The following is a 13,521-nucleotide window of genomic DNA, read 5'->3' on the forward strand; positions in this document are numbered from 1 at the left end:
TCTCTTTCAGCCGATAAATGACTGCAATTCAGCTTACAGGAGGTACAGCATCAATCTCGCTTCGAATGAAGTAATAGGTACTTTATCAGCAACTATTCATGAGGAGGAAGATGGGATGAAGGCAAGAGGATGGCAATATGCGGGGAAGCAAGGGGAGTTCAAGCTTGAGCAGCCGGAGAGTTACAGCTATTTGTATTTTCCGTTAGTGAATGAGGCAGGGATGATGTCGTCGATCACCCCGAATTTGCATGGACAGATCACAACCGGACATAACAGCTTTCTGACGGAGCCTGTATCAGCCGAAACCCTGCACAATTCAAAGGCAGCACGGAATTTTTGGATTTACACGGAGAAGGAAGGGGCCTGGTCGGTCAGCGGCAATTCCGCGCGGCAGAACGCTCAACAAGTTGCCAGGGGCCGAGAGTACAGTCAGATGGAGGCCGGATTTCTATGGCATCGCATCACACGCAGGCATGGCATGCTGCCGCTCACTGCCGAGACGACGAACTTTGTCCCGGTTACTGAAGATCAAGTTGAATTGATGAAGGTGAAGCTCACGAATACGGGGGATACGCCTGTCCGCTTCACCGCTACAGCGGCGATTCCGTTGTATGGACGTTCGGCCGATGACCTTCGCGACCACCGGCATGTGACCTCTTTGCTGCATCGCATTTATACTTCTACATATGGCATTGAGGTACAGCCTTCGTTGTCCTTTGATGAACGGGGACACCGGGTCAATAAAGTTACCTATAGCGTGCTTGGGGCAGAGGCACAGGGTCGGAGACCTTCGGGCTTCTTTCCGGTGATTGAGGATTTCATTGGAGAAGGCGGGGCCTTGGATTGGCCAGAGGCTGTCGTTCTCAACCGTGAAGCGCAGGCAGGCCCTGACGTTCATTTAGAAGGTTATGAAGCGGTTGGAGGTTTGAGATTTGAAGAGGTCGAATTAGGCGCAGGCGAGTCGAAATCCTATATTATTGCAATGTTGATTACCGGGGAACGAGTGAACGGTGAAGAGTACGCGGCAAAGTATTTGTCCGAGGCCAGCTTCGATAAATTGCTTGCGCAGAACGAGGGCTATTGGCGCGAGAAGCTGGATACGATCATTTTCCACTCCGGAGATGAGGAACAGGATCTGTGGTTGAGATGGGTGACCTTGCAGCCGGTACTGCGGCGCCTCTACGGTAATTCTTTTCTGCCTTACCATGACTATGGCCGCGGTGGCCGGGGCTGGCGCGATTTATGGCAGGACTGTCTGGCGCTGATGGTGATGGAGCCTGCGGAGGTCCGTTATTTGCTGCTGAACAATTATGCCGGGGTACGTATCGATGGCAGCAACGCGACGATCATCGGGGCTAAGCCGGGGGAATTCATCGCTGATCGCAACAATATCCCGCGCGTATGGATGGACCATGGTGCCTGGCCGCTGCTCACAACAATGCTGTATATTCATCAAAGCGGGGATCTTGATTTTTTGCTGCAGTCTCAGACCTATTTCCGGGACAGCTTTATTCAGCGCTCCAAGGGACGGGACACAAACTGGCTGCCGGAGCAGGGCAATAAGCTGTTGACCCGTGAAGGGGATATCTATGAAGGGACGATTTTGGAACATATTTTGCTGCAGAATCTGGTTCCGTTCTTTAATGTCGGGGAACACAACAATATTAAGCTGGAGGGAGCGGACTGGAACGATGGGCTTGATCTGGCCCCGAACCGCGGGGAGAGCGTCGCTTTTACCGCCTTTTATGCCAGCAACCTGCTGGATTTGTCCGACCTGCTCTTGCAGTTGAAGCAAAGATCGGGAATAAACACGATCCAGTTAGGCCAAGAAATCGCTGGGCTGCTGGACAGCTTGTCACATCCGGTCTCTTACGATAGCACAACATCGAAGCTCGCTCTGTTGGACAGCTACTATCAATCGATCGTACCGGCCGTAAGCGGCAAGCTCGTCGAACTAAGCATCGAGGATGTGGCGCAAGACCTTAGGCTTAAAGCTGAGTGGATGATAACGCATCTTCGCCGCAACGAATGGGTGACTAGCCAGGAGGGTTATGAATGGTTCAACGGCTACTACAACAATGATGGCGAGCGTGTAGAGGGGGACGATCCTGAGGGAGTCAGAATGACTTTGACGGGGCAAGTATTTACCATTATGGGCGGGGTAGCAACCGATGAACAGGTCGATAAAATCCATGCTGCAGTAGAGCGATATCTAAAGGATGAGCGCATCGGCTATCGCCTGAACTCACGATTTGGAGGCATTCAGCAAAATCTCGGCCGCGCCTTTGGCTTTGCGTTTGGTCATAAAGAGAACGGGGCGATGTTCAGCCACATGACGGTTATGTATGCCAATGCCTTGTATAAACGCGGATATGTACAAGAGGGCCACCAGGTTCTCGATTCGATATATCGATTGTCCAGTGATTTTGCCCTTAGTAAAATGTACCCGGGTGTCCCGGAGTATATTAACGAACGGGGCAGGGGGATGTATACGTATTTGACCGGCTCGGCCAGCTGGCTGTTGTTGACACAGCTTACGGAAGTGTACGGGGTAAAGGGATACTACGGTGATTTACTATTGGAACCGAAGCTGATGAGAGCGCAGTTTGATGCTGAGGGCGCTGCTTCTGTCGAGACATTGTTTGCCGGGCGAATGTTGAAGGTTGTCTATCACAACCCGCAGCAGATCGATTACGGCCAATATCGTATAGGTGCGGTAAAAATAAATGGCCAGCAGACAGACCTCAAAATGAGCGGAAGAGGTTGTCTCATTTCGCGGGAGCTGCTGGACGTGCTGCCGAAGCAGGGCAATCAAGTCATCGAAGTGCTGTTGGAACGAATCCCTTAGTATGGAAGCGCGGAGAGCGCAGTCTGTTAGGACTGCGCTCTCTCTTCAAATTTCCGGATAATCCCGACGATAACCTCAGTCGCTTTGATCATACTATTCACGGAAATGTATTCGAATTTGCCGTGGAAATTCTCACCGCCGGCGAACAGATTCGGCGTAGGCAGTCCCATATAAGACAGCTGGGAGCCATCCGTACCGCCGCGAATCGGGGTAATGATCGGTTCGATCTTCAATTCTTTCATAACTTCGGCGGCTACGTTCACGATATCGCTAACAGGCTCGATTTTCTCGCGCATATTGTAATATTGATCGCGCAGGTCAAGGGTAATTCGCTCAGGACCATATTTCGCCTTCAGCTCGTCGGCGATGCTCTGCATTTTGGCCTTGCGGGCCTCGAATTGTTCGCGGTCAAAATCGCGAATGATGTAATGCAGCCGTGTCTGCTCGACATCGCCCTGGATTGAGGACAGATGGTAGAAGCCATCATAGCCAACGGTATGCCCAGGGGCTTCCGCCGCAGGCAGCATGGCGTTAAATTCCATTGCTATCTTGGCGGAATTGACCATCTTGCCCTTGGCTGATCCGGGATGAACACTGACCCCTTTGCAGGTTACTTTGGCTGCAGCTGCGTTAAAACTTTCGTACTCCAGCTCGCCTAATGGCCCGCCATCCACCGTGTAGGCAAATTCTGCCCCGAAGGCATCAACATCGAAGCGGTCTGGACCGCGGCCGATCTCCTCATCCGGCGTGAAGGCAACGCGGATCGTGCCATGCTTGATCTCCGGATGCTGGATCAAATAATTCATCGCGGTCATAATCTCGGCGATGCCGGCCTTATCATCCGCGCCAAGCAGGCTTGTACCATCGGTCGTAATAAGCGTATGGCCTTTGTAATGACTTAGCTCGGGGAAGTCGCGCGGAGACAATATGATATCACCGGGTTCATTCAACAGGATATCTCCGCCATCATAGGATTCTAAAATCTGCGGCTGAACGTTAGCGCCACTGAAGTCGGTAGCGGTATCTAGATGAGCCAGGAAACCGATGACGGGAACATCTTTTACCGTATTGCCAGGCAGGGTTGCCATGACATAACCGTTGTCATCAAGACTGATATCCTCCATGCCGATGGTTTCCAGCTCCTCCACGAGCTGTCTGGCTAACGTAAGCTGCCCTGGTGTGGATGGGCAGACCAGATTGTCCTCGTTGGACTGTGTATCGACTTTAACATAGGATGTAAATCTGTTGATAAGCTCGTCTCTCATCAAATTAGCCTCTTTTCATCGATTTAATCACAAAGTGTACATGTTCAAAAAGGGTCGGTATTCGCATCAAAGCCTATTTCATCTATGCAGGGTGCGTTTCTTGAGGATGCCGCTTCCTGATTTCATTATATGATCACCAAGCGACTTTTTAAGCAACCTTTATATAAATTGTATCAAACCGGGCAGGCGGATAAAAGCGGGACAGAAAAACCCCCGGCTCTATTAACGAAAAGAGTGGAGGAAGGTATACTTATTTAATAGGGCTGCCGGAAGTAAAGGAGCCTAAATGAAGCTCGAAAAGATCAAGATATGGGCTGAAGCTTCAGTCCTTGGAGAGGAAGGAAAGAATAGATGGGGTATCAATTAAAAAACGATCAGCTAATCATAGATTTTGCTGAGCAAGGATTTTATCAGGGCAAGCGTTTTGATTGGAGCGGTTTTATTACGGGGGTGACCCTAAGGCAGGGCAATCATAGCTTTTGCGTACCGGAAAGCCTTGTTCCCGGATTCGGTACCGGGGGCGCTGGACTGTGCAATGAATTTGGCATCGCCGATCCGATCGGCTATGAGGATGCCCAGGTCGGCGAGCAGTTTCCCAAGCTGGGAGTAGGTCTGTTGACTCGGGTGGATGAAGAGCCGTATCAATTTCACAAGGAATATCCCCTGATTCCTTATCGGCAGGAGGTCAGGCAGGAAAGCCCGTCTAAACTCGGCTTTACGGTATTTCCGGAGGAGTGCCGCGGCTACGCGGCCCGGCTGGAGAAACAGATCTATATCGAAGGCAACCGTCTGATACTGGACTATACATTGCATAATGAAGGCAGCAAGGCGATCTCTACAACCGAATATAATCACAATTTTCTCGGCATTGACCAGCGTGGGATTGGAACGGGTTACACTCTGAAATTCCCGTTTGAGTTGGTTCCTGAAGTAGATGAAGAGGGATCGATGGACAGCCTGTTGTTTCAAGGCAATGAGATTCATTGGAGCGGAAGCCAGGATAGCTGGTTTTATTTCCGTTTGCAGAGCGTAGGCCAAGCCAATGAGTCCCAGGGTTGGATCTGGGATTTGTATCATCGTGAGAGCCGGGCCGGAGTCAGAGAAATCAGCAGCTATCCGGTTGATTCTGTCGCAGTATGGGGGGAGAAGCATGTTATTTCACCAGAAATATTTATTAAGCTGAATGTTGCTCCCGGTGAGAGCTATAGCTGGTCCAGAATCTATGAGTTTTATACTAAATAATCAATTTATCTCTATATCTTGGTGAAGCGTTAATGTGTCAATTCTGCGAATTGGTGATATATCATGAAATATCAGCTTGCTGTAGAAAAGAATAGTTGCTATGATTATGCTTATCAAAAAACTACGCAGGTATAAGGGAAAATAGGAGAGGATGGGAGAAATGAGTAAGAGAGCTTATAATTTCAATGCCGGCCCGGCTGCACTGCCGCTTGAGGTATTGGAACGCGCGCAAGCTGAATTTGTTGATTTTCATGGTACAGGAATGTCGATCATGGAGATGTCCCATCGCGGGGCTGTGTATGAAGGAGTTCATAATGAAGCGTCCAGCCGTCTGCTGCAATTGCTAGGCAATCCGCAAGGTTATAAAGTGCTGTTCCTGCAAGGCGGGGCATCGACGCAGTTCGCGATGATTCCTATGAATCTCTTGACTGGAGGCAAAGCCGGGGCTTACGTAAAGACGGGAAGCTGGGCTAACAAGGCGATTAAGGAAGCGAAGCTGATCGGCGAGACTTATGTGGCTGCGTCCTCTGAAGAAGACAAGTACATGTCCATTCCTGATCTTGGCAACCTCCAATTGCCAGACCATACAGCTTATCTGCATCTGACCTCCAATGAGACGATTGAAGGCACCCAATTTACACAATATCCGGATACCGGCAGCGTGCCGTTGATTGCGGATATGTCGAGTGACATTTTGTGCCGTCCGTTTGATCTGACTCAGTTCGGCATGGTGTATGCAGGGGCGCAGAAGAATCTGGGTCCTTCCGGGGTAACGGTTGTCATTGCTCGCGAGGAGCTGATCAGCAATTCTCCTAAGCATCTGCCAAGCATGCTTCGTTATGATATTCAGGCGGACAACAATTCGCTCTATAATACACCTCCATCCTTCTCTATTTATATGGTGAATGAAGTATTGCGCTGGATTGAAGAACAGGGCGGGCTGCAAGCGGTTGAGCAGAATAATCGCAAGAAGGCAGACCTGCTGTACAACGCGATCGACAATAGCGGCGGGTTCTTCCGCGGCTGCGCAGAGCTGGGGAGCCGTTCCCTTATGAACGTGACGTTCCGTCTTGCTAATGAAGAGCTGGAGAAGCAGTTCATTAAGCAATCGGAGCAAGAGGGCTTCGTAGGACTTAAAGGTCACCGCAGTGTCGGCGGACTCCGCGCTTCGATCTACAATGCAGTGCCATATGATAGCATTAAGGCTCTGGTTGATTTTATGAACCATTTCCAACAGCAAAATGGCTAATATCGCTTGGATTTATTTACCTTCCGTTGCAAATGGCGACGGAGGGTTTTTCTTTTCATAGATATTCAAAAAAAGTTAGCTTTCAGCCACCGAAGCCGAAGCTTAGGTTTCCGAGGTGCTTTTTTTCAAAATGGCTTTCGTTGATAAAGCTAGGGCCTGGGGAGTGGAGCTGCATGTTTTCGAACGTTCGCAGGCCTTTTCTCATAGTAAAATAACTGTACCTGTGAGGTTTCCGAGGGAAATATGGTTTTGCAGGTATTTGCTTAGGCTCGGCTGAATTCAGAATACGCAGGTCAAGATTACTTTCTACGTTGCTTCGGGTTTAAGTGCACTTTTTGAGCTACCCCTTTTAATAGGATTTTATTTTAAAAACGATTCTTATACTTTGAGAGCTAAACTGTTATAATAGGTGAGGACTACCCTTGGACAGCTATGGAAAGTACAGATTCTACTATTTGATGAGGAGTTAATCAGCATGGCATTGCATATCGTACTCGTGGAGCCGGAAATTCCGGCGAACACCGGGAATATAGCCAGAACCTGTGCGGCAACAGGGGCTCATCTGCATTTGGTGCGTCCGCTTGGCTTCCGTACCGATGATAAAACGATGAAACGGGCCGGTCTTGATTATTGGTATGCGGTAAATATCGAATATCATGATTCGTTCCGGGAAGTAGAAGAGAAATACGCGGGCAGCCGCTTCTTTTTTGCTACGACGAAGGCAAAGCAGTATTATACGGATCTTGAATTCCGTGATGGGGATTTTCTAGTGTTTGGTAAAGAGACCAAAGGACTCGCGCCGGAAATTCTCGAGGCGAATCCGGATACATTAATGAAAATGCCGATGAGCAACAAGGTGCGCTCGCTTAATTTATCTAATTCAGCGGCGATTATTGTCTACGAGGCATTAAGGCAGATCGGCTTCCCCGGCATGGAGTAGGCCCAAACGGGCTGTTTGGCCACCGGGCCGCGCCTGCTAAATTGTCGATCGGTCGGTAGATATTAGTTGGCGTGGTCAATTACATAACGCTACGTCTAACCCGTTCCGGGATCGGAGAATCCAGGAGAAGCATTTTTACTGTCGAGATTAGCAGGAATCTGCAAAAAAATAGCGAAATATATATTATTAGATAGGTATTTCGTTCTATTTTTTACATAATAATTTTATGTTGGAGAGGTGTATCATATCATGAAACCAGCTGGAGTGGTCCGGAAAGTGGATCAACTGGGGAGAATCGTATTGCCTAAGTCGCTGCGCAAAAGATATCAAATGAATGAGGGAGATCCTGTAGAAATTCTTGTACAGGGTGATCATATTATTTTGGAAAGATATCGCCCTAAATGTGTATTTTGCGGATCTATGGACAATGTTAGCGACTTTAAAGAGCGTTCGATCTGCAATCAATGCTTGGTCGAGATGAACCATTTGACCTAAATCGGTGTGTTCAAAAAGTCAGGTTTCAGCACCGAGAAGGTTGGATGAAGCAAGGGTCAGAGGAGTGGAGATACGTAGCAGGTATATGAGCGCCGGAAGACCCGGGTGAATCAAGATTCGATGCGAGCTGCTTCTTGATTGACTTCGTCCTTGAATCGCGGCCGCTTAGCCATAAATTTAACCTTGATTGGTTGTATTATCAAAAACGGACTTTTTGAATGTCCTCTAAATGTAATAAATAAGCTTCCCTATGAAGGGAAGCTTATTTATTACAGGCCTTTTGTTTTATCGTCGTTATAGGATGCTGTGAGAATTCCGCACAGGAACATAGCCAGTACAATGGCGATAATCCAGAATGTTAATGAGAAAGACAAGGACGACACCTCCAAGTTAACATCTCTTGTTCCTATTATATCCATCTCTGCGGTAAAAATAAATCAAAATATGATATATTTCACAGACACAATGAGATCACTGGGAAAGTGATCTTTTTTGCTATTTAAAAAACAGAAAATGAGTAGGAACAGGACGAAGCTGCCCATCAGAGGGATGATTCACAATCTGGCCGTTAAAGACGAGCGATGTAGAACCACCGCCGTCCAGATTGTATGCATCGTGAACGCCAAGCTTGTACAGTCTGGTCTGCAGCTCCTCGAGAGTCGCCCCGGAGCCGCCGTTCTCATTATATCCATCCACGACGAGAATCAGCAGCTGATCGTCTTTATAATTGCCGATAACGGTGCGCGGAGCACGCAGAGGCGAGGTTTTCCATTTGTCGGGAATCTGCTTCTTTTGCCCATTCTTGAGCAGAATCGGCACGAAGGAAGCGCCGAAGCTCGGATGGAGTCGGTCCAGCTCCTCTTGCGTGGCGAACTTTCCGCCGATCAATTTGCCGGATTTATTCAATCCCACAAAGAAGAGATCCTTGTAGCTCGGTTCAAATCCGCCCAAATACTTGCCGTCCAGGACGGTTGTACTGAGCGGGAAGCGCCCCTTCTTGGAGTCGGCGAACCCGCCGGCATTGATGCCAGCGATCGCTCCATAACGTTTGGCTGCGGCGAGCGTCGTCTCAGAACTGCCCAGCTTGTCCTTGCCCAGGGTCATCCGCATTGCATCTGGCGATTTCAGCTTTACCTTCATGGCATAGCCGTGATAAGTACCGGGATTGACGGTGAACAGCTCAAGCCTGATCCGGTCGGACTCCACGGTTTTGTAAGGAGAACCAAGCTTGCTTGTAATTTTGTTGTTGTAGATTGTTTCAGGCCGTTTGGCAGCTTTCTGCGACGACTGTACGATTTTCGACATCGTTGAGGTTGTCTTATTGTACAGCTCCGCCGTCTTCTTAATAGAAGATATCGTTGTCTGGGCCGCTTCCTCTGCCTGATCCAGCTGGTCGGAAATAGCAGCAGCGGTGGCAGGAATATCTGTGTCGATTGTAAATGGCGCGGGTATCTGTTGAACATGCAGGCTGGTTCCGCTAATCAGCATGGCGATGAGAAGTCCCAAGAGAGGCCCTGTCACAAGTAAAAAGAAGCGATTGATTTGCTTATGGGACGTTATCATTTTAACAGATCCATCTTTTTCTGCAGCGCGGCGAGTTGCTCTTTGACTTCGTTCAGCTGCGAGTACAGCTTGTTGCTGTTATCCGTCTTATTGCTGGAATTATCTTTCGTGAAGGTGAGCAGCTCATTGAAGGCTTCCACCTTGCTGTTCAGCTCCTGAATCTCAGCGGACAGAGCGGATAGCTGCGTTGTGTAGTCTGTTTTCATTGCGTCCGTGCGGGTTTGTATCTCCAGGTTCATCTGTGCGATCATCGAATCTTTTAAATGGTTGCTGTATAGGTAAGCGGCAGTTACGCCGAGGGCGATAAGTAGAATCCAGGTTAGTAGAATCATCTTAACGGAAGGCCGGCGCTTCTTTCTGCTTGGGACGTTATCTGACATAGGCTCCGTGGAGTAATGCATTATATCACCTCTAGTTATTATTCCAAGATTACATTCTATCATGTGGTATCGTTTCTCGCAAAATGAAGTATTAACGATGAGCAGATGTTTAAAAAATACGCTTTTCTGCTGCTATGCTTCTGCTTCCAATGTATTTTTGCTACAGGCACCTACGATGCTTATAAGTGAACAACAGCCATATATCAATTTTAACGGACGTCACGGGCCCCCAAATGCTGCGAATATAGCTAAAAAGAGACATTTTCTCTAAATAACTTGCAGGCTGTGCCCGTTAGAGTGAAGGCATTTGAAGTTATCTTCCTAAGCAGCCAACTTGTCCGTTAAAAGATTATTTGTAGCTAGCGTTACCCGTATTGGATCGATGTGATTAAGCACAATACATAAATAACAGATACTGCTTGCTGGGCGAGCATCCGATTCTTGCAGCATATGGGGGGGAAAGGCAATCGGAGGGACTATAGAGGAGCTACCTTAGCATTGAGGCTGGTCACCATTGTCGGCCATGTTCAACTTTGCTATCCCATGCCGGATTTGTTGATAGTCTCTAGTGGAAAAAAAGCAAACAATAGATTTGCCGCTACAATTTGTCCTCAGGTACAATCGCCTTAAGGGTGATGATACGGAAGGGGAGGAACAACATGGAAAGGTGGTTGGAGCAGACGATCAGTCAGCTGCCGGAAATATTTCGCAGCGATGTGGAAGGTTTGATTCGTGACGGAGATTTTATATCCTTCGCCGGGAGTTCTGCTGGGGAGTTGTCTTCACTAAACGCTCCTCTGGCGAGGATTGTGGATGAGTTGGGATTACCCGGTGGAAACAAGCATGTTGCCGGTCGAGAACCAGAAATAAAGCGCCCACAGAGAAGCGGGTCAGCTGATCATGGAGCCGCCAGAGCGAGTGAGATCGATGGAGCGATAAGGTCAGGGACGGATAGGACGAGTGAGATTGATGGAGGGATAAGGTCAGGAGTAGATAGGGCCAGAGAGACCGATGGAGAGGTAAAGTCAGGGGCAGATAAGGCGAGAGAGAGCGATGAAGTGGTAAAGGCGGGGGAAGATAAGGCAAGCAGGATCGATAAAGTGGTAAAGCCAGGAGCGGATAGGGCGAGAGGGATCGATGGAGGGATAAGATCAGGAGCAGATAAGGCCAGCGAGATCGATGAAGTGGTAAAGTCTCGGACTAAAGAGATTGGTCAGATCGATGAAGCTGCGAAGTCAGAAGCTGAGGCTGTGAAGCGGCTGCTGGAATGGTTAGGCTCCGCTTATCGGAAAGCGGAGGGTGGGCATAGAGCAGCAGAGGCGGAGGACCGTCTGCTGCTGGTGGACAGTGCAGCAGAGGCGCTGGAGCTTGCGATTTGCGCATTGCTGAAGCCGGGCGACGCGGTGGTGGTGGAGTCGCCCACCTCGCCGGAGGCGCTGTGGGCGTTGCGCCGCCGCGGCGCGGTCCCTGTCCCGGTCCAATGTGACCGGGACGGCATGCTGCCGGACGACCTGCGGCGTCAACTCCGCGCGGCGAAGCCGGCGCTGGTGTACGTGACGCCGCTGCACAGCACCGGGCCGCCCGGCGCGGTGTGGAGCCAGCAGCGCATGCTGGCGCTGCTGGAGCAGTGCGATCGGCACCGTGTGCCGATCGTCGAAGACGGCACCGCCTGCGGGGTGCTGGGGTCTGCGCGCACCGCCGCCGGGCGTGGCGGCGCGGGCACCGCATCGGTCCGGGCAGCGTCCGACTCGTTCTTCTCCTTATGCCTTAATCAAGCCAAATGGAGAAGAACGGGCGTCGTCTTGCTGGATTCGTTCGAGCGGGCCCTGTTCCCATCGCTGCCGCTGGCCTGGCTGCGCGGCAATACGGCGATGCCCGCCAGGCACGCCGCCGCTCGCACTGAAGCTGGGCTAAGCCCAGCTTCGAATCAAACCTGCCTCATGCTCGGCAGGCTGCTTACAGATGATCGCTTCTCAATAATGAAGTTTACTGCAGCAGTATTGGATGAATTAAATGCCCGGCGGATATATATGAAGGAACTGCTTACGGATACAGAGTGGAGGAAGGCGGAGGTTCATGAACCGGGCAGCGGATTATTTCTGTGGGTACGGCTCCCGGAAGGAATTTCCTCGGAGGCGCTGCTGAAGGCCTCAATGCTAGAGGGGGTGGCATTTACACCGGGCGCTCGCTGCTATGCCGCTTTAGAGGAATGGAAACAGCCCCCGATTACGGAAGGGGACTGGATTCGGTTGAATTATGCAGCTTATCCGGCAATGGGAATCGCTGAGGGCATAGCGCGGATCGAAGACGCCCTGGCAGAGTTCACGGCGAGGAGCTAGGGACAAAAACACCGCATGCTGGTTCGCATGCGGTGAAAGGCAGGATTGGAGTGAGAATTCCTGCTGAAGGAAATATTGTTTTATAGGAAGGATCACGCTTTTACTCTTCCGCAGAAGGAGCAGAAGTACGCCATGCCTCGATGATGTGACCGTATTGCTTCAAACCGTGTTCGCCCTCAGAGGTCAGGACATAACGTCCGCGTGAAACTCTGCGGAACCAGAGATAGTAGTTCTTTTGCAGAATTCCTGCGGTCTGGCCGATGCCGCTTAGCAGCTTAATGTCTTTGGGGGCCATCTCTCCGCCTTCTTGCAGGACCATTGCAATACGCAGCGCTTTCTCGCGGTACGCGGTCATCAGCTTCGTGCCGTGGCTGCCGCCTACATTATAATCGCCGCTTCTTTCATTAAATTCATACTGCAAGCGGGCAGCCCGGGCCTTAACGACGTTCTGCGAAGGCGCGGGCAGATGCTCCCCAGGCATACAATGAATCTCCACAAAGGGCTTCTTCGTCTTGTACTGCGTAATCGTAATGAAGCCAAGGCCGAGTCTGCGGCACAGATTCGTGATTTCGCTCCAGCGCTGATTATGCGCTCCCTTCTTGGCTCGCGCTCGTTCTACAGCCAAATATACCTCGCTGCTGAGCTTCTGACGCTCCAATCCTTGCAGGAGAAGGGGCAGATTGAAGCTCTTCTTCATTTCTACGATTAATGGCTCATCGTTCTCTGGGCGATATCCGACCAGATCACAATGCCGGACCTCGCTTTTTATTTCATATCCCCGCTCTTCAAAAAAAGCTTTCAGCGGAGCATACAATTCCGTCTCATGCTTGACTGCCATGCATATCTCCCTCTACTTCCAAGATTTACACGCTAACGAAACTGGGAAACGTTATTGACGCAAAAACGCTATGTTTTTATTTCTAACGAAACACAGACACGCTATTAGGAGAAAATACGGCCAAAACGGCTCATTTTAGCTCAAATAACGCTCCCCAGTTTCGTTAGAAATTTAAATGCCCTATATTGGCACAAATAACGCTCCCCAGTTTTGTTAGAAATCCAATGCCCTATATTGGCACAAATAACGCTCCCCAGTTTCGTTAGAAATCTAATGCCCTATATTGGCACAAATAACGCTCTCCAGTTTCGTTAGAAATTTAAATGCTCTATATTGGCACAAATAGCGCTCCCCAGTTTGGC

At 49.8% G+C, this 13,521-nt stretch carries 10 protein-coding genes; 6 read left to right on the plus strand and 4 right to left on the minus strand.

Annotation, left to right across the window (positions count from 1 at the left end):
• The first annotated feature begins 115 nt into the window (after positions 1-115).
• Entirely contained in the window at positions 116-2,848 is a 2,733-nt protein-coding gene (locus DMN77_RS12125; RefSeq protein WP_179015146.1) for a GH36-type glycosyl hydrolase domain-containing protein, read from the plus strand.
• Positions 2,849-2,874: 26 nt separating this feature from the next.
• Here DMN77_RS12125 and pepT read toward each other — a convergent pair whose 3' ends face one another.
• Entirely contained in the window at positions 2,875-4,113 is a 1,239-nt protein-coding gene (gene pepT / locus DMN77_RS12130; RefSeq protein WP_179015147.1) for a peptidase T, read from the minus strand.
• Between the two features lie 351 nt (positions 4,114-4,464).
• Between pepT and DMN77_RS12135 the strand changes: the two genes are divergently transcribed.
• The 4 genes from DMN77_RS12135 to DMN77_RS12150 all read left to right on the plus strand — a co-directional run bounded on the left by DMN77_RS12135 (position 4,465) and on the right by DMN77_RS12150 (position 8,039).
• On the plus strand, positions 4,465-5,355 hold the full coding sequence (locus DMN77_RS12135; RefSeq protein ID WP_068780184.1) for a hypothetical protein: 891 nt from the start codon (positions 4,465-4,467) through the stop codon (positions 5,353-5,355).
• Positions 5,356-5,515: 160 nt separating this feature from the next.
• A complete protein-coding gene (gene serC, locus DMN77_RS12140) occupies positions 5,516-6,604 on the plus strand; it encodes a 3-phosphoserine/phosphohydroxythreonine transaminase (protein WP_179015149.1) in 1,089 nt (362 codons plus the stop codon).
• A 475-nt stretch (positions 6,605-7,079) separates the two neighbouring features.
• On the plus strand, positions 7,080-7,544 hold the full coding sequence (gene trmL, locus DMN77_RS12145; protein ID WP_068780186.1) for a tRNA (uridine(34)/cytosine(34)/5-carboxymethylaminomethyluridine(34)-2'-O)-methyltransferase TrmL: 465 nt from the start codon (positions 7,080-7,082) through the stop codon (positions 7,542-7,544).
• A gap of 249 nt (positions 7,545-7,793) precedes the next feature.
• Positions 7,794-8,039: an AbrB/MazE/SpoVT family DNA-binding domain-containing protein gene (locus DMN77_RS12150; protein ID WP_068780187.1), complete on the plus strand. Its 246-nt coding sequence runs from the start codon at positions 7,794-7,796 to the stop codon at positions 8,037-8,039.
• Between the two features lie 495 nt (positions 8,040-8,534).
• On the opposite strand, the gene DMN77_RS12155 is transcribed toward DMN77_RS12150, so the two are convergent.
• Both DMN77_RS12155 and DMN77_RS12160 read right to left on the minus strand, forming a co-directional pair.
• Positions 8,535-9,602 carry a phosphodiester glycosidase family protein gene (locus tag DMN77_RS12155; protein ID WP_068780188.1) on the minus strand — a complete coding sequence of 356 codons (1,068 nt, stop codon included), beginning with the start codon at positions 9,600-9,602 and terminating at the stop codon, positions 8,535-8,537.
• On the minus strand, positions 9,599-10,003 hold the full coding sequence (locus DMN77_RS12160) for a hypothetical protein (protein ID WP_068780189.1): 405 nt from the start codon (positions 10,001-10,003) through the stop codon (positions 9,599-9,601). Before DMN77_RS12160 ends, DMN77_RS12155 begins: the two co-directional genes overlap by 4 nt.
• Positions 10,004-10,641: 638 nt before the next feature.
• Between DMN77_RS12160 and DMN77_RS12165 the strand changes: the two genes are divergently transcribed.
• On the plus strand, positions 10,642-12,321 hold the full coding sequence (locus DMN77_RS12165) for an aminotransferase class I/II-fold pyridoxal phosphate-dependent enzyme (RefSeq protein ID WP_179015150.1): 1,680 nt from the start codon (positions 10,642-10,644) through the stop codon (positions 12,319-12,321).
• Between the two features lie 100 nt (positions 12,322-12,421).
• On the opposite strand, the gene DMN77_RS12170 is transcribed toward DMN77_RS12165, so the two are convergent.
• A complete protein-coding gene (locus DMN77_RS12170) occupies positions 12,422-13,159 on the minus strand; it encodes a DUF2161 domain-containing phosphodiesterase (RefSeq protein WP_179015152.1) in 738 nt (245 codons plus the stop codon).
• Between the last annotated feature and the right edge of the window lie 362 nt (positions 13,160-13,521).

This window comes from Paenibacillus sp. 79R4 (assembly GCF_013393165.1).
Lineage (GTDB): Bacteria > Bacillota > Bacilli > Paenibacillales > Paenibacillaceae > Fontibacillus.